This is a genomic window from Pseudonocardia lacus (assembly GCF_018531445.1).
GTDB lineage: Bacteria > Actinomycetota > Actinomycetes > Mycobacteriales > Pseudonocardiaceae > Pseudonocardia > Pseudonocardia lacus.
The window spans coordinates 1-19,543 of sequence record NZ_JAHDTH010000160.1 but is presented as its reverse complement, the minus strand read 5'-3'; the positions used below and the strand labels follow the sequence as shown (position 1 = coordinate 19,543).

The 19,543-nt window shown below is 71.2% G+C and carries 19 protein-coding genes and 1 pseudogene; 14 read left to right on the top strand and 6 right to left on the bottom strand.

Features of this window, described 5'->3' with window-relative positions; translation table 11 throughout:
- Nucleotides 1–296 (top strand): integrase core domain-containing protein (locus KIK08_RS27730; RefSeq protein ID WP_214406215.1); only part of this gene is annotated, 296 nt, incomplete at its 5' end.
- Here KIK08_RS27730 and KIK08_RS27725 read toward each other — a convergent pair.
- The 3 genes from KIK08_RS27725 to KIK08_RS27715 all read right to left on the bottom strand — a co-directional run bounded on the left by KIK08_RS27725 (nt 257) and on the right by KIK08_RS27715 (nt 2,533).
- Nucleotides 257–730 (bottom strand): hypothetical protein, encoded by a 474-nt coding sequence (locus tag KIK08_RS27725; RefSeq protein WP_214406214.1) that lies wholly within the window; start codon nt 728–730, stop codon nt 257–259. The genes KIK08_RS27730 and KIK08_RS27725 overlap by 40 nt on opposite strands.
- Before the next feature lie 114 nt (nt 731–844).
- Nucleotides 845–2,116, bottom strand: a complete 1,272-nt coding sequence (locus KIK08_RS27720) for an RNA polymerase sigma factor (RefSeq protein WP_250557939.1) — start codon at nt 2,114–2,116, stop codon at nt 845–847.
- A gap of 48 nt (nt 2,117–2,164) precedes the next feature.
- Complete coding sequence (locus KIK08_RS27715) at nt 2,165–2,533, bottom strand: YciI family protein (RefSeq protein WP_214406212.1); 369 nt, start codon at nt 2,531–2,533, stop codon at nt 2,165–2,167.
- Between the two features lie 1,421 nt (nt 2,534–3,954).
- Here KIK08_RS27715 and KIK08_RS27710 point away from each other — a divergent pair.
- The 7 genes from KIK08_RS27710 (at nt 3,955) to KIK08_RS27680 (ending at nt 9,723) form a co-directional block, all read left to right on the top strand.
- The gene (locus KIK08_RS27710) at nt 3,955–4,989 is read left to right on the top strand and encodes a cupin domain-containing protein (RefSeq protein WP_214406211.1); all 1,035 of its coding nucleotides are present in this window, start codon (nt 3,955–3,957) and stop codon (nt 4,987–4,989) included.
- A complete protein-coding gene (locus KIK08_RS27705; protein ID WP_214406210.1) occupies nt 4,986–5,678 on the top strand; it encodes a glycine-rich domain-containing protein in 693 nt (230 codons plus the stop codon). Before KIK08_RS27710 ends, KIK08_RS27705 begins: the two co-directional genes overlap by 4 nt.
- A 33-nt stretch (nt 5,679–5,711) precedes the next feature.
- Nucleotides 5,712–6,236 carry a hypothetical protein gene (locus KIK08_RS27700; protein WP_214406209.1) on the top strand — a complete coding sequence of 175 codons (525 nt, stop codon included), beginning with the start codon at nt 5,712–5,714 and terminating at the stop codon, nt 6,234–6,236.
- Nucleotides 6,152–7,006 carry a methyltransferase domain-containing protein gene (locus tag KIK08_RS27695; RefSeq protein WP_214406208.1) on the top strand — a complete coding sequence of 285 codons (855 nt, stop codon included), beginning with the start codon at nt 6,152–6,154 and terminating at the stop codon, nt 7,004–7,006. The genes KIK08_RS27700 and KIK08_RS27695 overlap by 85 nt, the downstream gene beginning before the upstream one ends.
- A gap of 425 nt (nt 7,007–7,431) precedes the next feature.
- Nucleotides 7,432–7,977 (top strand): hypothetical protein, encoded by a 546-nt coding sequence (locus tag KIK08_RS27690; protein WP_214406207.1) that lies wholly within the window; start codon nt 7,432–7,434, stop codon nt 7,975–7,977.
- Between the two features lie 463 nt (nt 7,978–8,440).
- Nucleotides 8,441–9,118, top strand: coding sequence for a hypothetical protein (locus KIK08_RS42300; RefSeq protein ID WP_214406206.1), 678 nt, complete (start codon nt 8,441–8,443; stop codon nt 9,116–9,118).
- Nucleotides 9,037–9,723, top strand: coding sequence for a hypothetical protein (locus KIK08_RS27680; protein WP_214406205.1), 687 nt, complete (start codon nt 9,037–9,039; stop codon nt 9,721–9,723). Before KIK08_RS42300 ends, KIK08_RS27680 begins: the two co-directional genes overlap by 82 nt.
- Here KIK08_RS27680 and KIK08_RS27675 read toward each other — a convergent pair.
- Nucleotides 9,714–10,397, bottom strand: coding sequence for a DedA family protein (locus KIK08_RS27675; protein ID WP_214406204.1), 684 nt, complete (start codon nt 10,395–10,397; stop codon nt 9,714–9,716). The genes KIK08_RS27680 and KIK08_RS27675 overlap by 10 nt on opposite strands.
- Nucleotides 10,370–12,400, bottom strand: coding sequence for a ferritin-like protein (locus KIK08_RS27670; RefSeq protein WP_214406203.1), 2,031 nt, complete (start codon nt 12,398–12,400; stop codon nt 10,370–10,372). Before KIK08_RS27670 ends, KIK08_RS27675 begins: the two co-directional genes overlap by 28 nt.
- A gap of 118 nt (nt 12,401–12,518) precedes the next feature.
- Here KIK08_RS27670 and KIK08_RS27665 point away from each other — a divergent pair, with 118 nt between their 5' ends.
- From KIK08_RS27665 to KIK08_RS27650, 4 genes are all read left to right on the top strand, one after another.
- Complete coding sequence (locus KIK08_RS27665; RefSeq protein WP_214406202.1) at nt 12,519–13,964, top strand: Dyp-type peroxidase; 1,446 nt, start codon at nt 12,519–12,521, stop codon at nt 13,962–13,964.
- The gene (locus KIK08_RS27660) at nt 13,961–15,820 is read left to right on the top strand and encodes a hypothetical protein (RefSeq protein WP_214406201.1); all 1,860 of its coding nucleotides are present in this window, start codon (nt 13,961–13,963) and stop codon (nt 15,818–15,820) included. Before KIK08_RS27665 ends, KIK08_RS27660 begins: the two co-directional genes overlap by 4 nt.
- 452 nt (nt 15,821–16,272) lie before the next feature.
- A complete protein-coding gene (locus tag KIK08_RS27655; protein WP_214406200.1) occupies nt 16,273–16,476 on the top strand; it encodes a hypothetical protein in 204 nt (67 codons plus the stop codon).
- A gap of 2 nt (nt 16,477–16,478) precedes the next feature.
- Nucleotides 16,479–16,691 carry a VOC family protein gene (locus KIK08_RS27650; protein ID WP_214406199.1) on the top strand — a complete coding sequence of 71 codons (213 nt, stop codon included), beginning with the start codon at nt 16,479–16,481 and terminating at the stop codon, nt 16,689–16,691.
- 21 nt (nt 16,692–16,712) lie between these two features.
- Here the strand turns inward: KIK08_RS27650 and KIK08_RS27645 are convergent, their stop codons facing one another.
- A complete protein-coding gene (locus KIK08_RS27645; RefSeq protein ID WP_214406198.1) occupies nt 16,713–17,477 on the bottom strand; it encodes a hypothetical protein in 765 nt (254 codons plus the stop codon).
- 579 nt (nt 17,478–18,056) lie between these two features.
- Between KIK08_RS27645 and sbnA the strand changes: the two genes are divergently transcribed.
- Together sbnA and KIK08_RS27635 are read left to right on the top strand one after the other, a co-directional pair.
- Nucleotides 18,057–19,040 carry a 2,3-diaminopropionate biosynthesis protein SbnA gene (sbnA, locus tag KIK08_RS27640; protein WP_214406197.1) on the top strand — a complete coding sequence of 328 codons (984 nt, stop codon included), beginning with the start codon at nt 18,057–18,059 and terminating at the stop codon, nt 19,038–19,040.
- Between the two features lie 2 nt (nt 19,041–19,042).
- A pseudogene (locus KIK08_RS27635) lies at nt 19,043–19,543 on the top strand (hypothetical protein); the annotation flags it as partial.

Below are 19,543 nucleotides of genomic sequence, written 5' to 3'. Positions count from 1 at the left end.
ACGGCTCGCAATTCACGTCCTGGACATTTGGGCAACGGCTGCGCAGCGCCGGGCTCGTCGGCTCAATGGGCTCGATCGGGGACTGCTACGACAACTCCATGATGGAGTCGTTCTGGGGCACCATGCAACTCGAACTCCTCGACTCCAGAACATGGCGCACACGCGCCGAGCTTGCCAACGCCATATTCGAGTGGATAGAGTGTTGGTACAATCCGACACGGCGTCATTCCAGCATTCAGATGCTGTCGCCGGTGGACTACGAAGCAGCCCACACCCCGCCAGACCAAGATCGCTGACCCCACACCGTCAGTGTCCGGCGCTGGGGGCCAAGCTCAGTCGGGCGCCTCGCACACCGCCGTCGCGTCCTCGGAGAAGCTGAAGACGGGCCCCACCGCCCTGACTGCGGGTCGACGTCCACGTAGTAGGTCTCCGCGGCGGCGTTGGTGTGCACCACCCAGAAGGTGTTCTCGGCCCCGCCCCCGGCCCGCAAACAGTGGGTGCATTCCCCGACATCGGCACAGTGCCGGGTGAAGAGGAATTCCTCCCAGTCCTTCACCCGGATCCCGCCCACCTCCCGGAACAGCGCCCTGATCCCTTCCGGCAGCGTCACCGGCCACCCGTCCATCACGCCGTGGGCAATACCCGGAACGAGCGTCACCAGCCCCCTGGCGTCCCGCTCGATCCCCCGCAACGCCGCCACCAGCGCGTCCACCCGGCTCGACTCGTCCATGCCCTGATCCTGTCGGTCGGCGGGGAAGGGGCGGGCGGCACTGTCGCATGTGAGCGAACGGTGGTCGCCGAAGTCGCGTCGCGCGGTTAGCCAGCGACGCCTTTGTGGGGCGGATCAGTCGGATGTCTGGGCTTGGGCGAGGAAGAGACTGCGCTCGCTGTCGTTGCGGGTGAGTTTGGCCGCTTGGGTGAACTCGTCCCGGGCCTCGGCGTGCCGGCCAAGCTTGGTGAGCAGGTCGCCGCGCACGGCCGGCAGGTGGGGGTACGTGTCTAGGCTGCCCTGTGCGCGGAGTGCGTCGACCAGGCTGAGCGCCTCGGCCGGGCCGACCGCCATGCCGACCGCGACGGCCCTGTTGAGTTCGACGATCGGGGACGGCCACACGTACGCGAGCACCTGGTAAAGCGCTGTGATCCGGCCCCAGTCGGTCTGTTGCGGTGTCGCGGCGCGGGCGTGGCACGCGGCGATCGCGGCCTGCAACGCGTATGGGCCGAAGGTGTTGGCGAGCGCCTCGGCTCGCGCGAGGGCTGCCAGGCCGCGCCGGATCAGCAACCGGTCCCACCGGCCGCGGTCCTGGTCGGTCAGCAGGATGGGCTGGCCGGACGGCCCGGTCCGGGCGGGCAGCCGGGACGCCTGCAACTCCATCAGCGAGAGGAGGCCGTGCACCTCCGGCTCGTCCGGCATGAGTCCGGCCAGGACACGGCCCAGGCGCAGCGCCTCGTCGCAGAGCGCGGGCCGCATCCAGTCGGCGCCGGCTGTCGCCGAGTAGCCCTCGTTGAAGATGAGGTAGATGACCTCCAGCACGGAGGCCAGCCGCTGACCCATCTGGTCAGGCGTGGGTATCTCGAACGCGACCCGTTTCGTGGCCAGCGTCTGCTTGGCCCGGGCGATCCGCTGCGCGACCGCGGGCTCGGTGGCCAGGAAGCCGCGGGCGATCTCCGTTGTGGTCAGGCCGCCGAGCAGGCGCAGGGTCAGGGCCACGCGGCTGGGCGTGGTGAGTACCGGATGGCAGGTGATGAAGACCAGCCGCAGTAGGTCGTCGCCGATGTGGTCGTCGATAGCGGCGTCCATGGCGTGGCCGGCTGTGTCCTGCTGGGCGGCCAACCCTCGGCCGAGCTCGGCCAACTTGTCCCGATACCGGTACCGCCGGCGCAGTTCGTCGACCGCGCGATGCCGCGCCGTGGACATCAGCCAGGCGCCGGGGTTTGGCGGTACGCCCGTCCGTGGCCACGTCTCCAGCGCGATGACCAGTGCGTCCTGGGCGAGATCTTCAGCGGTACCGACATCCCGCACGATCCGAACGAGGCCGGCGATGAGCCGCGCGGACTCGATCCGGCAGACCGCCTCGACCGCGCGGCGGGCGGCGGGATGGGGATCGGCGGCCGTCATAGCCACCGATCCAACCATTCCGTCCCGCCCAGGAGCCCTGGTCGCCGGTCAGGCGGACGGCGCGTGGTCCCCTGGCCCGAACATCTGGAGCACCTCGACCTCGCCCTCCCACCCTGGCCACAGGTCACGGTGGATCTGCAGGAAGCGGGATGTCCATTCCACCGCCTCCTCCTTGGTCCGCACCTGGTATATGGCGTAGCTGATCCACTCCTTGGCCTCGGTGAACGGCCCGTCCGTGACGTCCAGCCTTCCGTCGCTGACCTGGAGCCGCGCGGCCGTGCCCGGCGCCAGCCCGCCGGTGTCCAGCAGAGCGCCCGCCTTGGTGGCATCCGCGCCGAGTTTCATGATCGCGTCCAGCAACCCCGCCGGCGGGGGGCCGTCCGGCTGAACACCCTTGCCTATGACCAGGTAACGCATCGTCCCTCTCCTTCTGGCTCGTCCTATTCGTAGCTATCGATACTCTTCGTCACTGGCGATCCGCCGGTGCAGGTGCACCGCCAGCGCCGTACACCACGCCCAGGCCAGCACCACGGTGACGCCGAAGGCCACGTTGCTTGAGCTTCCCCCGGAGCACGGACACCCGCCCTGAGGTGGTTCCGGCCACCGAAAGATGCTGCTGTGCCCGCTCCCCGCCCTGCTGAGTTCCGCCAGCGAGCAGTCGAGCTCGCCCGTGAGGACGCCAAGATCGACGCCGTGGTGGCAAAGGATCTGGGAATCTCGAATGGCGCCTGCGAAACTGGATGCACCAGGCCGACGACGACGCCGACGTCTCCGGCAGCGACTCGAAGCTCACCAACGCAGAGAAGAAGGAACTCGCGCAGTGGCGCCGCAACAAGACGCAAGATGAAAACCGAGATCCTAGAGCGCGCCGTTGTGCTCTTCGCCAGGAAGAACATTCTTCCGAACCGATCTACCGCTGGCCTGCGAGCTTACCGACGACACAACCGCTGAGGTTCGATGTCGCGGTGGCGTGCCAGGTGCTCAACGTGTCCCGATCCGGCTACTACGACTGGCGCGACCGGCCCGCGTCGCCGGTGTGGGTGCCCGAAACTCGGCGCACGTCATGCGACCTGCTGATACTCGTGAAGCAGGCCGCCGAGGCGGTCGAGTCGTCTGATGCAGACGACGTCGGCGTGCGATCGTGTGGGCAGTGGTCGCAGCGGTGCCAGCCCGGGCGAGCGACCGGTGTGGCCGGTGCTCGTTGTAGTGCCGCTCGAACACACGCAAGACCGTGGCCGCGTGCCGCTCGTTGATGATCAAGGTGCGGTCCAGGAGCTCGAGACGGATGGGACTGTCGTCGCCCCGCGGTGAACTGGGTGCCCCGTCCCGGCGCCCGAGGCTGATGTTCTGCCACACGTACCGGATGCGGGCCGGGCGCGGGGCACCGGCCGGTGGCGACCGGGGCGGCGTTGTCCCCCGCCCGCACCCCATCGGCAGCCCGATCTGGCACGACATGCGGGAAGCCCCACCGCGGGCGGGAGCGGCCGCGGCGTCGCCGATCCCGAACACTTCCGGTGCGAGACCGACCGCAGCGCGGCGTCGACGAGCATCCGCCCCCGTCCGCCGACGGCCAGCCAGATGATCAAGGTCGACGGTTCAGCTCCTCGACGCTCCGGACGAGCACAATACGTACATCTGCGTACACCGACTGATCCAACTCGAACCTAAGGTGATGATCGCGACGGGTACTGCCTGGATCCAGGCCAGCTCGTTCGAACTGGGATTCGTCGAGACGTGGCGGGACCGCCTGGACAACGGCCTACAAGTTCGCAGTGGCCATTCGGCGAACCCACTTACTGCCGCCTGAGCACATCTTGGTTTCGAGGAAGGTTGCATCGATGGTACTGGACGACCTTTGCACGACGATCGATGCACTCGAACTACCAGTCGCGGGCGTCGCGGAGCACCCCGAGCGCGAGACGGTCCTCGAAGTCCGTAGCGCTGTCACCGCGGCGATCACGGACCACGGGTTCCTGGAGGACTGCCTGTTCCGCGAGCTCGCGCTCCTCCGCCGCGGTGTCCTGCGGCGCACCCTCATCCCGTTCGTCGTCCTGCCCCGGATCGGCGTGGGCATCGCACTCGGCTACCACCCCCCGGGCGGACGCCCCGGACCTCACGAACACACCGCGTGGACCGTGACCGCGGTGTGGCGCAACGCGCTGGAAATGGCGACATTCGACCGCGAGGAGTCCTACCGGCGTCAGGAGCTGGTACCGAAGAACACATTCCACGCTAGATCCGGGCGGGTCGGGTTCGTCTACGAGCCCTGCATCCACGAACCGCGCAACCCGACGACGCAGTGGACACTTTCGCTGCACGTCGTGAGCCCGCGCGACGGCGAGCCGCCAGCAGAGGACGTCGACGGGTCGCCCCCGCCCGGGCTCGGGACGAGGCCGCGCGGCGACATCGACCAGATCACCGGCCATCCCTACGCCTCCGTGCTCGCCGCCCGTCAGCGACAGGTGTTCGCCGGCGAACTGTTGCGCGCGGTGGCCTCCGTCCCGGGACCGCGGGCGCAGCAGCTGCGGGCGGATCTCGGTGAAGTGGCCTCGCCCCGGGTACGACGCTTCTGGACCGACGCCAGCACCGACCGGGAGGTGGAGCAGGCGAACCGGACCCTCACCCGCGTCGACGCGGCCCTGTCCATCGACTGCCGGGAGACGCCCGACGGCACGGCGCTATACGCCCACACCGCGAGCGGCCCCGCGCAGGAGCTCGTGGTCAACGACGTCGCTCGGGCAGCGCTCCTGGTCGCCGCACGGGAGAAGACGTTCGCGGTGGACGACCTGCCGGGCGGCCTGTCCACGGACGAGCGGACATCGCTCGCCGACGCCCTTGAGGAGACCGGCCTGTTCACCAGGAGGCAGTCATGATCCTTCCGCTCACCGACCTCCCGCCCCGAGCAGCCGACCCGCAGGAGGCACTGGACTACGACGGGTCGTTCGTCGTCGACAAACTGCTCCGCGACCACGTCGTCGATTGCCTCGAGGAGGGACGGGAGCTGTTCGACGAGGTCAAGAAGTTCCTCGTGCTCGTGCAGTCCGACCCCGATGTCGCGTGGGAGATGTACTCCACTCGCGTCGACGAGGCCTGGCACCAGTTCATCCTCTTCACCGCCGAGTACATGACGTTCTGCTACCGGTTCTTCGGCAAGTACCTGCCGCACAGCCCTCACCGGCCGGGCGAGCAGAAGCAGGCGCCTGCGCCATCCGCCCGGACGGCACCGATGTCGTTTGCCGAGTTCGGCCGGCGGTACGAGGCGAAGTTCGGCGTGCCCCTGCCCGACCACTGGCGGGACCGCAAGAACATCACGACGACGCGCCGGCTGTTCAGCGATCGGACCGGGCGGCTGACGCTGCGCGAGGACGCCGGGACAGTGGATCTGCTCGACGGCGACGAGGTACTGCTTTCAGTAAATCCGATCGCGCGAGATGCGCTCGCCTTCGTGGCACGGACCGGCGTCTTCTACGTCAGGGAACTGCCAGGGGGCCTCGACGACGAGGAGCAGGTCGCGCTCGCCACCGCGCTCGCCGAGGCCGGAGTGCTCCGCGTCGGCGCGTGAACCGTCCACGATTTTCCCAGAGATGGAGTAGCCATGCCGCCTGAGGAATCCGCACCCGGTCCCGAGATCCCCGAGCACCCGCTGTTGAACAAGCTTGTCGCCGACAGCGACAACCCGGACCTCACGACGCTGCGCGGATACGTGCGGCGTTCGACCGCCCCCGACGTGATCACGCTCTACCCCAGCCTCGACGACCTCTCGGTGCACATCGACGTCACCCGTGCCGACGTCGTCCAGTTCACCGAGCCGACCGACACCGAGCCGCCGTTGACCGGCACGACCTTGTGGGTCCGCAAGGACGCCACCGTCACGGTGCGATCCGCGGTCCGCGTCACGGCGGGCGAGCTGCGCAATCGGCTGCGGCGCCCCGGGGCCGCGGCAGGTCCGACCGGGGAGGCGGGCGAGAAGCCGGACGTGGTGCGCGCAGGCCGACTCGTGATCCAGCGGCGCGGCCCGCAGCCCCTCGCCAACTCGTGCTCGTTGATCTGCACGAGCAACTGCGAGCTCTGCGGCTCGTTCTGCAACTGCGCGACGTTCTGCTTCACCGTGCCCCAGTGAGACACGGCGGGCCGCTTCCCCGACGCACCGGTGGAGCGGCGCTCGCCCATCTCCTCGATCGAGTCGGGCTTCCCCCCGGCGCGCACGCCGTCGAGCTGGGATGCGGCCCACGCGGCAACCTCGTCCTGCTGGCCCAGCGGGTGGGCCCGCAGGGCAGGGTGGTCGGAGTGGAGCGCCGACCCGAGGCGGTCGGGCGGGCCCGTCGGGCGACCCTCGACAACGGCGCAGTCGTCGAGGTCCGGCACTGCGACGCCAGGTCGACCGGGCTACCTCGTCGCGCCTTCGACCTGGTCGCCGCGACGATGATCTTGTTCATCACACCGCGGCCGGAGGAGGTCGTCGCGGAGGCTGTCGCACTGGCGCGCCCGGGTGGCCTCGTCGTCTTCCAGGAGGGCGACATCGTCGCGCACACATGCGATCCCCCACTCGCGGCGTGGGAGCGCCTGCTCGAAGCCCTCCACCATCACGCGCGACAGCGCGCCATCGACGTCCACGTCGGGCGACGGCTTCCCCGGCTGCTGCGCGGAGCCGGCCTCGTCGACGTCCACGTCGAGGCCAGGACACGTATCCAGCACCCCGGCAACGACCGTCGATCCGGCCTACCCGCCCTGATCGACGCGCTTGGCGACGAACTGGCCGGGCCGCTCATTCCCACCCGCAGCGAGCTCGCCGAGCTGCGCGCAGCGCTCGAACAGCACCTCGCCGACTCCGACACCACCGTCTACTCGCCGATGTATGTGCAGGCGTGGGGCCGCGCACCATCACCGTGAACATCCTGCGGCAGGTACTGACGGCGACGACCGACAGGCTAGTACTGCAACGGCACTCGGTTCATGTCGGTAGTGGGTGGCCGCGGCGGCGGTAGTGGCAGGCGCGGGCCTGGTATTGCGTCGTCGGCGCCAGAGTGACCAGGTCATGACCTGCTCGACGCAGACGGCCGGTGCGAGGGCGAGCTTGGTGAGTAGTCAACGGATCTCGTTGGCCGATAGCGGGATCAGCCGTTCGCCACTGGCTGTGGTTCCCCCTTTTCGCTGCTCAGACCCGGATCCGTGGGTAGTGCCCCGACACGGGGGTTGAGATGGCGATAGGTGCCTGTCTGCCTGGGACGATGTTCTTTGCGAAGAGACCATCAGACCGGGCGGAAGGACACCTATCAGGTGCGCAGACTTCGAGCCACCGGCCGGCGCGTGAGCGGGTGCAGGTCGGCGCGCCGGACACCTCGCTGACCGGCCAAGCCGGGGTCGCGGTGCTCGGCGGGTTGATCGACCGGCTCGGTGCGGTCGGGGCCCTGGACGCTGGGTTCGGGCCGATCAAGACCCGGGACCGCGGGGCCAGTGGTGGGCGGTTCCTGCTCGCGCTGGCCCGGGCCCAGATCTGCGGCCACGACCATCTCGTCGGGTTGGACCGCTGCCGCGCCGACCGGACACGAACCTGGAGCGTTCCTCATATGGGCACCATCGACTATCGAGATCCAAACCTATCAGAGGAAAAGCGGTTTGACGCACTGCGTGGTCAACATCCCGACCTGGACATCGTTCGCGCTCCAATTGAGTTCGACTCTTTACCGCCACGCAGAACCTACCGATGCCACCCCGCCGGCACCGCTCTATACGTCGTGGCGCGAGTACCTCCGTCGCACCACAGCAGACGAGCGCAGGGCGTGGTGCGCACGGAAGGCGAAGAAGGCAAATCGGGTCCGTCTCATGTCCGGCACGGTGGATACCAGACTCACTCGGGCTGAGGTCTTGCTGGTGTTCGAGCAGGCGGCGGGCCGTTGCGTACACTGCGCGTCCCTGGCCGTCGAGGCGCGGCCTTCAACAGCCAGCGGTTCCCCAAGGCCCTGGGCTTCCGTCGGTCGACGGATCGGCAGCCTCGGTCACCGCATATCGCGATTCAACGGTGGATCGAATCACATCGACAACCTTGAGTGGACGTGTCTGTGGTGCAACACCTGGCCATCAGAGCGCCGCATAAACGCGTTGGACCACGGCGGCCTCCCGCCGAGCATAAGCACCTGATCAGCGCGGTCATCTGATCCGTGGTCCGAACACTGCCACCACGTCTCTGGTATCGCCGGAGCAGCTGGGCTCGCCGGCAGGCAACCGGGCGCTGCCGGAACCAGTGCGTGGCAGTTCGTGGATCAGTCTGTGGATTGATGATCATGAGTCGTCCATGAAGCTGCCGGTCTGGCCGCTCGGGCGGGTGTGCTGGACCTGCGGTTCCTGGAGCGCAAGGCACTGCTCGTCGGACGCGTCGACACCGTTGACCGACGCGGTCGGCGGACGGTCCGCTACACCGGCGTACACGCCGGCCGGGCCGACCTCGCCGACCTGGTCGCGGCCGACCCGGACGAGGTGTCAACCATGGCGTGCGCCTCGCTGCTCGATGTGCTCGGCGTCGAGGGCGACCTGCTCACCGTCCGACCGGAGCTTCTGTGGCAGCAGCCGGCCAGCCGCTTGCGTTGGGCGGCACCCCCGACCCTGGCGGAGCTCCTCGATCGCGAAGATCGGCGGCGTGCGGAGGCCGGCGACCCGCCATGGCTGCAACTGATCCGGCCCGCGGCGCCGACCGCGGGCCGGCAAGATGTCGAGGACGGCAACCGACCCGGCGTGATCGCGTCGGAGTCCGCGGAGCTGCGGGAGTTGCACCGGCGCAACCGGCTGATCGAGCAGGAGAACGAGGTCCTGCGCAAGGCCGCGGTCTACTCGTCCCAGGCGGTCCTGCCCGGCCAGAATGATTTCCCCTGGTCAACCAACTGGCCAGGGTCGAAGTGGCCATCCCGGTCGCGGTGTCGTGTCGGGTGCTCGGACTCTCCCGCCAGGCCCACTACTCCTGGCTCGCCGACCTCGTCAGCGCCCGTGACCTCGACAACGCCTATCTGACCAACGCCGCGATCGACATCCGCCACGACGACCCCGAGTTCGGCTACCGCTTCATCGCCGACGAACTCGACGCGGCCGGACATGTCGTGTTCGAACGCAGGGTCTGGCGGCTCTGCTCGGCGGCGGGCTCGTCCTCGATCCGTGCCCGCACACGCGGGAGAGGTCACCGGCCGGGCCCGCCGGTGCACGACGACCTCGTGCGTCGCGACTTCACCACGCCCCGACCCAACCGGCTGTCGTTGACCGACATCTCCGAGCACCCCACGATGGAGTCGTTGTTCGCGTTGCTGCAGAAGCACTTGCTCAGCCGGCGACGCTGGAGCAGCCGGCGAGCTTCACCTGGATCGAGCGGACCTACCACCGCCGACGGCGCCAACGTCGTCTCGGCAGGCTCACTCCGGTCGAGTACGAGGCCATTCACTACACGGCCGCTGACGCGGCTGAACCCGCTAACCATGGGTTCAACCGAACCATCAGCAGTCCCCGCCAGGACTAGCGGAAGCGAGCAGCAGCACCGGGTCGCCGCGCCCGTGAGCGGCGTAGGACAGGGTGATCCCGCTGAGCTCGACGAGCGGCACGAGGTCAGGTTGCCTCCTCACACCTGAAGACCGGCCCTGTCCACCGCCCACCCGCACACCCAGACCAGCGCCGCCCCCGCTACCAGCCACAGCCACAGCCACGCGCCGGTGGCGGCGTCCCTCGCCGTCGCGCCCGCCCACGCGAACAGCGCCGCCTCCGGCAGGTGCCCCAGCAGCGCCGCCACCACGACGCGCCCCCACGGCATCCCGGATCCGCCGGCCAGGGCGGCGACCGTCTCCCCGACGATCGGCACCGGCCTGCTCAGCACGATCGCGGCCGCGCCCCAGCGGCGCAGCAGGCGCTCGGCGCCGCCCCCGACCGGTCCCGCGATGCGCCCGCTCAGCCGGCGCCCCAGCGCGAACGCCAGCAGCGTCGCGCCCGTGCGGCCGGCCAGCGCCAGTGCGGCCCCCGCGCCGATCCCGAACGCGGCGCCCAGTGCCGGCATCACCAGGCTGGCGGGGACCGGCAGGACCGCGTCGACGACCAGCAGCCCGACCCCCACGACCGCGCTCCAGGGACGCGCCGCGCCGAGCGTGGGCGGTGCGGAGAGCCAGGGCACCCCGAACGCCTCGACGACGACGAACCCGACCAGGAAGAAGGCGGCGAGGCCAGCCGCGGCGAACAGGTAGCGCTTCGCCGTCGGGGCCGGCGTCCGCGCCCGGGCCGGCCCGCTCAGGGGAGCCGACCCCCGTCGACCCACCGCCGGAACAGGGCGATCCGCTCCGCCTGCCACGGGGCGTCGCAGGGCATGCTGCCGTCCTCCAGCCGGGTGAGGATCGCGTCGGCGTTGTCGCGGACGTCCTCGAATCGCCCCAGGTCGAACACGAACGCCATCGCGGCCCGGTCGGACGGGCGGAACAGGCTCGCGATGTCCACCGCGAACCCCGGCGGACCCACGACCGGCGCGGTCGGCTCGTCCTGCGGGTCGGGCTCGACGCGCACCCCGACGCGCCCCGGCGGGTCGTCGTCGGGCGCCCCCGCGCCGATCCACCCGGCGAGGTAGGCCCGACGGGCCGGCGGAACGGCCGGGCGGAGCCGGGGCATGCGGTCGCGCGGCGGCGCGGCGTCGAGCCGCTGCAGGAGCTGGGCCTCGGCCGGGTCGGGCACGACCGCGCCGGTCTGGTCCAGCGCCACCGGCGTCAGGTCGACCGGCGGCACCAGCGTCGCGACGAACTCGTCCCGGGTGCGGCCGGCCCAGAAGCTGCCGTGGCGGGCGCGGACGCGGAAGCCGTGCACGGCCTCCTCCAGGATCGCGACGGCCTTCGCGAACCCGGTGGGCAGGCTCTCCTCGGGGACGTCGTCCCCGGCCGCTAGCGCGGCCAAGGCGGTCTGGGCCTCGACGTCGACGGCCACCAGCGCGGCGAGGAAGGGGTCCTCGGCCAGCCGACGCACGGCGGTGGCCACCCGGACGGCGGCGCGGGACGCGTCGAGGTGCGCCCGCCAGCGGGAGCGTTCGTCGTCGGGCAGGGCCAGGGTGTAGGGCAGTTCGAAGGGCGGGCCAGCGTGCACCACGGCCCCGGGGTGCATCGGCATCTGAACGAGCTTGCCGGCGATCTTCCCAAGGTGGCGCATCTCGTCGAAGGCCCCGAGCAGCAGCAGGCCGCGGGCGGTGCGGTCGCCCTGCCGCGGGCCTTCGTCCTCCCGGTAGACCTCCTGGTCGAGCCGCAGGAAGTGCTGCAGCTGGCCGAGCAGCATCCGGTAGCGCAGGTCGAACAGCTGCGCCCAGCCCCGGGCCCGGGCCTCGGTGATCCGCACGGCCGGGTCCGCCGTGGTGGAGGTGGTGGGGTTGACCGCGACCGGCCAGCTGACCGGGTCGCCCAGCTGGCGCAGCGCGGCGACCCGCCGGTAGAGGTCCAAGAAGCGCTCGAAGTGCGACTCGTCGGACCGCGCGTCGGCCGGGGGCAGGTCGAACCCCTCGCCCTGCTCGGCGATCGCGTGCACGGCGGCCAGCGCACCGGCGCGCAGCGCCGCGGGGTCGGTCCCCGGGAAGGAGCCGACCACCAGCGGGGACCCGTCCACACCCCGCAGTGGCGCGTAGCCCCAGTCCGTCGGGTCCGCCTGCAGGCGGGCGGTGTCGGTGCGCAGGTCGGCGTCGGCGACGGCGGCGGGGTCCTCGAGCAGCTCGGTGAGCCGGTCGAAGACGGGCCCGACGTGGCGCACCTCCTCGCCGCCGTTGGCCGCGACGGCGTCCAGCCGGATCGCCTCGACGAGGTCGACGTCCTGCGGGTCCATGTCCTCCGGCAGCTCGGCGGGGCTCTCCGCCGTCACGTACTTGGCCAGCGAGGCGAGCGTCAGTGGCTCCAGGGTGAAGCGGAACGGGTAGATCCCGCTGCCGTAGGGCGCCCGGTCGCGACCGAGGTTCAGCGGGCCCCCGACCAGGTGCAGCAGGTTCTGCACGGTGACCAGGTGGCCCATCTCCTCGCGGGCGATCTGCACCAGCAGGTCCCGCACCCGCGCCAGCTCGTCGGAGTGCGGCCCGCTCACGCGCACCGAGTAGGCCGCGTAGAGGTACTGGACCATCAGCGCGTGCTCGATTTCGGCCGCAGCCGTGAGCAGGAAGACCACCTCGTCGCGGGGCTCCAGCGCGGGATCGTGCAGCGAACCCGACGCGACGGCCGCGCGCGACGCCCGGCGCGCCGAGGCAGCCGCCTTCTGCGGCTGCACCGGGGGGAACGCGCGTTGCGCGAAGAGCCGTGGTTCCACCCGGCGGAGCAAAGCGCGCACCGCGCCCGTGGTCGATACGCAGTTGTACGTACTTGCATCCGGGCCGCTGAGCAGCAGGGTTGCGGTGGGTGTGCCGGCGGCGTGTGGGGAGAGCGGAATGATCGGCCTGGAGGACGCGCTGGATCTCGACGACCCGGACGCCGACGACTTCCTGGACGGCGTGCAGGGCGGGATCGTTAAGGGCCACGGCCGCGACTTCACCGCGCACGTGCTGGTGCGGCTGGGTCCGGACGCGGCCGCGGCCCGGCGCTGGCTCGCCGACCTGGCCGCGGAGCGCGTCACCAGCGCGGCCGCCGCGCGCCGCGCGACCTGGTCGTGGCGCGGGAGCGACGGGCCCGGCGAGCCGTTCGCGATGCTCCTGCTGACCGCGTCGGGCTACCGCGGGCTCGGGGTGCCCGAGGAGCTGCTGCCCGTGCCCGGTGGCCCGTTCGCGGATCCGCGCGACGCGGAGTACTTCCGGTTCGGGCTCAAGGAGCAGGCCGGGCGGCCGCGGACGTTCGCCGACCCGCCGGTGGAGCAGTGGGAGCCGGCCTACCGGGAGCGCATCGACGCGATGGTGCTGCTGGCCGACGACGACGAGCAGCGGCTGTGCGACGCGCTCGACGCGGTGCTGGCCTCGGCGGCGGGCGTCGTGGACGTCCTGGTGACCGAGCGGGGGCGGGTCTTGCGCAAGAAGTTCCCGCGCGGCGAGCTGGTGATCGAGCACTTCGGGTTCCAGGACGGGGTGAGCCAGCCGCTCGTGGTCCGCCAGGACGCGGAGCGGGAGGTCCGCGAGCGCGGGAACGCGCACTGGGACCCCGCCGCGGCGCTGTCGCTGGCCCTCGTCCGCGAGCCCGGTGGCGGGTACGGCAGCTTCATGGTGTTCCGCAAGCTGGAGCAGGACGTGGCGGCGTTCCACCGGGCGCTGGGCGACCTGGCGACGGCCACCGGTCTCCCGCTGGACGCGGTCGGGGCGATGGCCGTCGGGCGCTTCGCCGACGGGACGCCCGCGGTCCCGACGACGACGCCCGACCCGGGCGCGGACCCGAACGACTTCCACTACGACCAGGACCCGGCCGGGAGCCGGTGCCCGTTCCACGCGCACATCCGCAAGACCAACCCCCGCGGCGACGTGCCGCGGGTGATCGGCGCCCCGGCGGAGTTCGAGCGCAGCGGCCGCGTCCTGCGCCGCGGCATCACCTACGGGGAGCGCCCTGACCTGGTCGAGGGCGGGGTGCCTGACCGACCCGCCACCGGCGTCGGGCTGCTGTTCATGTGCTTCCAGGCCAACCTCGACCAGTTCGCGATCCAGCAGGAGGGCGCCGACTCCGCGGACTTCGTCTCGGCGGGCGTGGGCGTGGACGCGGTGATCGGGCAGGGCGCCGCGCCGCCGCCGCAGACCTGGCCGAGCGACGGCGCGGTCGCGTTCACGATGGCGAACTTCGTGCGGATGCTCGGGGGCGAGTACTTCTTCGCGCCGAGCACGACGTTCCTGCACGGGCTGGCCGACACCGACACCGACACCGACACCGACGACGCGAGCGACCGCGGAGCGGCGTCGTGAGCTACCTCGACCTCCCGCGTCTGCACTTCGCCGGGACGTTCTTCTCCGACCCGTCGACGGTCAACAACGACCCGGGCAACTTCGACATGGACGCCTTCGACCGCGCGATCGGATGGGACCCGGAGCGGGGCGGGTCGTGGAACCCCGACGGGCGCCACGCGTTCCGGTTCGAGGGCGTCACGGTGCGCTCGGCGGTCCTCGACGACACCGGACCGACCGCGGACCCGGTGGTCGGGCTACGGTTCGTCACCCGCGGCCTGGTCCCGGCCAAGCTGGTCGATCTCGACACCGACCAGCAGCTGGTGTCGGAGATCTTCGGGCTGACGCTCGCCCTGGTCGACGCGGTGGGGGCGATCCTGGTCGAGGGCACGATGCGGCCGGCCGCGTTCACCGACATCTGGCGGCGCGGCACCGGGGGCGGTGGGGGCGACGAGGCGGCCTGCGCCGCGTACCAGTCGCCGCTCGGGGACCTGCGGTGGGGCGCGACGTCGTCCTCGCCGCTGCTGCAGCGGCTGCGCGACGCGGCCGGGGACGGCCCGCTGTCGATCAAGTTCAACCTCGACGGCTACTCGATGGGCCGCACCGGGCCGGACGGTGCCCCGAACCCGCGCTTCGCCCGCGGACGTGTCGTGGGCACCCTCGGGCCCGCCGCAGCCGGCGAACCCGCGCACACCGTCCTCGGGCGGCAGTTCGGCAGCGAGGTGCACCCACCCGGGACGACGAGCCCGGGCTTCCGCCCCGCCACGGGCGTCAACTACTTCCCGGGCGTGCTCGACGCCGTGGCCGGCCGGGTACGTCTGGACCTGGGCAACGCGCTGCCGGTTCGCCCCGCCGGCGGGCCCGTGCAGGACATCGGCGAGCTGGTGCTGGCCCGGCGCGCGGGCGACGGGTCGGTCACCGACATCGCCACGATCGACTACCGCGCACCCGCCTGGTACGAGTTCACCGCCGGCGTCGTCGACCTGCCGGCCGACCGCGCGCTCGACGCCGACGAGACCACCAGCGCGGCGGACGGCACGCTGCTGCTCGTCGCGCGCCGTCCCGGGCTCGCGCCCACCGTCGTCGAGGAGGTACCGGTCCACGTGCGGGCCGACGCCTTCGTGGCCCGACTGGATCCCGGTGACCAGTGGACGGTCCACCTGCACGTCACGCGGCGGGGACAGCCGCTGGCCGGAGCCCGGGTCAGCCTGTTCCTGCTGCTGCCCGACGGGCCCGACGCGGCGGCGAACTTCCCGGTCGGTGGGCTGGCCTTCCCTGCGTCGGTGACCACAGACGCCACGGGCACCGCGACGGCCGCCCTGACCGCCGCCGACCCGGGAGAGCCACGGTTCTTCTACTCCGGCGACCGCCGCGAGCACGTCGACGGGCAGGTGTACCTGGTGAGCTACCAGGTCGAGGGAGTCGCCCAGCCGAACCCGTCGAACGTGCTGAGCGTGCTGGTCTGGAGCGCGTACGCCCCCGACGAGCCGCCGACCTGGCACGGGTCGATGCGCGAGCTGCTCACCCGCTACGGCAACCTGTTCCCTTGGATGACGAAGTTCGGGCCCCGGCTCGACACCGCCGTCTACGAGCAGATCGCCACCCAGCGCGAGGACGTCGTCCACGTGCTCTCACGCGACGTCGACGACCCCCGCTACATGCCGGTGAGCCGGGACATGTCCACCGCCCGGCGCAAGGCCCTGCTGACCTGGCTGACCACCCTCGGCCCGGACGGCAGGCCGCTACTCGGCGAGGAAGCTGCTCGGCCCCGGAGGGAGGCGGCCGCGCCCCGCCCGGCCGGTGAGCCGGACGAGACCGCGTCCACGCTCGGCGGTAAGACCGCGGCGGCCCGGCGGCGGCACATCGCGCCGCGGTGAGTCCGGGCCGGGCGCTCAGCCCCCCTGTTCGACCAGCCCCGACGTCAGCGATCTGCACCGCCGTGGTGCGCACTGGGTGCTGACCGTGAAGGGCAACCAGCCCCGCCTGCGTCGCCAACTCGCTGAGCTGCCCCGGCGGCAGGTCGAGCCCGGGCATCGCCAGGCCGAGACCGCACACGGACGCCGGGAGATCCGCAGCCTCAAGGTCGTCCTCATCGCCGCAGGGATCGAGTTCCGCATGCGCGCCAGGCGATCCAGGTCATCCGCCGCACTCGCCCGGTCAACGCCCGAACCGGCAGGAAGGGGCGCTGGCGCACCGAGACCGTCTACGCGATCACCGACCTCGTTGCGCACGAAGCTCGACCCGAGGAACTCGCCAGCTGGATCCGCGGGCACCGGCAGATCGAGAACGGCCCGCACCGGGTCCGCGATGTCACTGCGATGTCACTGCGATGTCACTGCGATGTCACTGCGATGTCACCTACGCCGAGGATCTCTCCCAGATCCGCACCGGCGCCGGTCCGCAGGTCATGGCATCGCTACGCAACCTGGTCATCAGCCTGCACCGCCTCACCGGCGCCACCAATATCGCCCGAGCGCTACGACATCACGCCCGCGACGCCCGCCGACCCCTCGACCTACTCAAGATCATCTGACTTTGCCGACCCCCTGGGACAGCAGCACCGTCTACCGCCGCCTACGGGTGCCCGATTCCCCAGTCCGCATCCTGCTCCAGCTCACGAAAGACCCCAAGGAGCACAAGGAGCACATGCACATCGACTTGGAGACCGACGACATCGAGGTCGAAGTCCGACGACTGGAGGCACTCGCGGCTCCTGACGAACTGGCTACCTGGCCGTCCATGGCGTGACCACGGACAACCGCGGGCTGATCATCGTCGATCGCGAGGCCCAGCTGTCGCGGGGACCGCCGAGGGTGTGCTCGATGTGGCGGAGCAGGAACCGGTCGCGACCGTCGGGTCGTCGAGGTCGAGATCGAGGTCGCGGGCGTCGAGGGGCATCAGGTACACGGTGTCGTCGTCGGTTCCGGCTTCCCAGGTGAACGTGACGACCAGCGTGGAACCCACCGCGGCGGCGTCGACCAGCCGGAGGCTGCGAAGGGGTTCGGGTTGCTGGTCGCGCGGCAGCACCAGCGCCCGCGATCCGTCCGCGGCCTCGACGAGCGTCGGTTCGGACACCCCGGGATCCAGCGCCGCCGGCGAGTAGTCCCGCCTGATCATGGCGGCGAGATCGGCGACCTGTGCGGGTTCCACCACGATGACCCTAATGTCGGTGCGGCCTACGGCAGCAGGGAGTCGTTGACCCAGTCCGGGCACTTGTTCTCCGGGTCCGCCTTCGCCGGGAGCTTGCAGTACGCGGTAACGACACCGAGCGGTATGCAGGTACCCGAACGCACTCGGGGTACCGACGAACCCGCCCTGCCGGAGTACGACGACATTGCCGAGCGGGTCGACCACCGCCGAGTGGCAGCGATACGGAGACGAAGGGCCGAGGTAGCGCTGCGCATTTCCCGTCATGCCCGGACAAGGAACGAAGTGGGCCGGGCCGACCGGGACGTCCGCGTGGGCGGTGCCGGCGACGAGCAGGAAGGTTGCCAGCACGAGGCAGGCGAATCGACCGATCCGGGAGCTGATCATCGCTGTCCCCGATGCCCGGGCATCTGCGGACGCGCAGCCCCCACTGCCCGTTCTCCGCCCGCAGCACCTCCTCGACCCGGTTCATCTCGGCAGCGACCTCCGCGGGCGAGCCGGATACGTCCCAGTCCAACTCGGCCTCGGCCAGATTGCGCGCCACGTCGCCGTAGAGCTTCGACAGCCGGGAGAACCCGACCAGGGACTCGTAGCCGATCACGGCGGCGGCCAGGCCACCGAGCACCGCACCCCGCCGACGATCGCACCGGCACCAACCCGACGGATTCCGCAGAGGTCAGCGATCGGCCCCAGGGCAGTGGCCGAACCTCGACTCCGCCACCATCCGCCGCGACTTCCGCCCGATCATGGCCCCGCGGTCGCCGCGGACTCCGCCCTGACGAAGCGGTAAGGAAACCCTCGCCCGGGCGCACACGATCCTCGCTGCCGCGGCGATACCCGGCCGACCGCCCGGACGTCACCCTCTCTAGTGGGTCGGTAGCACCGCACCCGGCGGGCGACGAGATGGCGCTCGGCTCGCGGCCCGGAGCCCGACGGATCGACACCCAACCAGAAAGGGGGACGGTGATGGCAGTCGTCACGAGCCCGCTCGAGTTCAACGCAGAGCAACTCTTCGTCGACCTCACCTCGACGTTCGGCCACCAGCTCTTCCTGAAGTGCGAGGGATTCAACTTCGCCGGCTCGGTGAAGCTGAAGGCAGCTCTGGCCATGGTCGAGGCAGCCGAGCGGGCGGGGCGGCTGCACCCGGGTTCGGTGCTGGTCGAGTCGTCGTCGGGGAACCTCGGCGTGGCGCTGAGCATGATCGCCGCGAACCGCGGATACGAGTTCGTGTGCGTCACCGACATGCGCTGCAACCTGGCGACCCGGCGCGTGATGGAGGCTCTCGGTGCCCGGATCCAGACGATCCTCGAACCCGATCCGCACGGTGGCTACCTGGGCGCTCGCATCGACTACGTGCGGGCCCTGTGCGCCTCCGACAAGCGGTACGTGTGGCTGAACCAGTACGCGAACCCGAACAACTGGAAGGCGCACTTCACGACCACCGCCCCGGCGATCGCCCGCGAGTTCCCCGGGCTGGACGTGTTGTTCGTCGGCGCGGGCACGACCGGGACCCTCATGGGTTGCGCGCGCTACTTCCGGCAGTGGCACCGGCAGGTGCACGTGGTCGCCGTCGACGCCGTGGGCTCGGTGACCTTCGGCGGGGCACCGGCCCCGCGGATGATCCCCGGGCTGGGCACCAGCGTGCGCCCGCAACAGCTCGACGAGGCGTTCGTCGACGAGGTGGTGCTGGTCGAGGAGGAGGACACGGTCCGGGCGTGCCGCCGGATGGCGAGCCGCGGGTTCCTGTTCGGCGGCTCGACCGGCACGGTCGTCAGTGGCGCGATGGGCTGGCTGGCCGCGCACGGCTCCCCCGACCTGACCGCCGTCGCGATCGCCCCCGACCTGGGCGAGCGCTACCTCGACACCGTCTACCACGACGGATGGGTGGACGATCTGTACGGCCCCGAGGTGCTGGCCGAGACCGCCTTCACCGCTGCCCGGGTGGCCTGATCATGACTTCGGCATCCCGCCCGGCGCGCGAGACCGACCATCTGCGTCCCCGGCCGCTCCAGCTCGTCGACCAGCCCGCCGGGAGCGACACCGACGAGGTCCGCCCGGCCGCCGGTGCCGGTGGCGAGGCCGGCCGGATCGTCGGCTTCGACGAACCGACCATCGCTCCCGCCACGCAGGGCGTCGCCGCGACCGAGGCCGCCCGCGCCGGCGCGGGCTCGGGCATCGACCAGGAGCTGCGGGCGGCCCGCGCCGAGCTGAAGCGGCTGGGCAGCGAGCTGGCCGGGCTGCTGGACCAGGTGCGCCGGCTGGAGCAGGACCCGGTCGCGACGGACTCCGCGCCGGCGACGGTCTGCACGTCACAGGCCGCCCCGGCGCCGAACCCGCTGGCTGCGCCCGTCCCGCCGCCGGCCGACCGGAGAGGCGCGCCCACACCTGACCGGGCCCGCGCCCCACGGCCCAGTCCGACACCGGCCCCGCGGCCTCCGGCACCCACGCCGCCG

Excerpts from the sequence above, each read along its gene's own strand:
- KIK08_RS27700 (WP_214406209.1), top strand. The coding sequence starts at position 5,712 with ATGCCGCCTGAGGAATCCGCACCCGGTCCCGAGATCCCCGAGCACCCG.
- KIK08_RS27715 (WP_214406212.1), bottom strand. The coding sequence starts at position 2,533 with ATGCGTTACCTGGTCATAGGCAAGGGTGTTCAGCCGGACGGCCCCCCG.
- KIK08_RS27725 (WP_214406214.1), bottom strand. The coding sequence starts at position 730 with ATGGACGAGTCGAGCCGGGTGGACGCGCTGGTGGCGGCGTTGCGGGGG.
- KIK08_RS27710 (WP_214406211.1), top strand. The coding sequence starts at position 3,955 with ATGGTACTGGACGACCTTTGCACGACGATCGATGCACTCGAACTACCA.
- KIK08_RS27655 (WP_214406200.1), top strand. The coding sequence starts at position 16,273 with ATGTCACTGCGATGTCACTGCGATGTCACCTACGCCGAGGATCTCTCC.
- KIK08_RS27645 (WP_214406198.1), bottom strand. The coding sequence starts at position 17,477 with ATGATCAGCTCCCGGATCGGTCGATTCGCCTGCCTCGTGCTGGCAACC.
- KIK08_RS27705 (WP_214406210.1), top strand. The coding sequence starts at position 4,986 with ATGATCCTTCCGCTCACCGACCTCCCGCCCCGAGCAGCCGACCCGCAG.
- KIK08_RS27665 (WP_214406202.1), top strand. The coding sequence starts at position 12,519 with ATGATCGGCCTGGAGGACGCGCTGGATCTCGACGACCCGGACGCCGAC.
- KIK08_RS27720 (WP_250557939.1), bottom strand. The coding sequence starts at position 2,116 with ATGACGGCCGCCGATCCCCATCCCGCCGCCCGCCGCGCGGTCGAGGCG.
- sbnA (WP_214406197.1), top strand. The coding sequence starts at position 18,057 with ATGGCAGTCGTCACGAGCCCGCTCGAGTTCAACGCAGAGCAACTCTTC.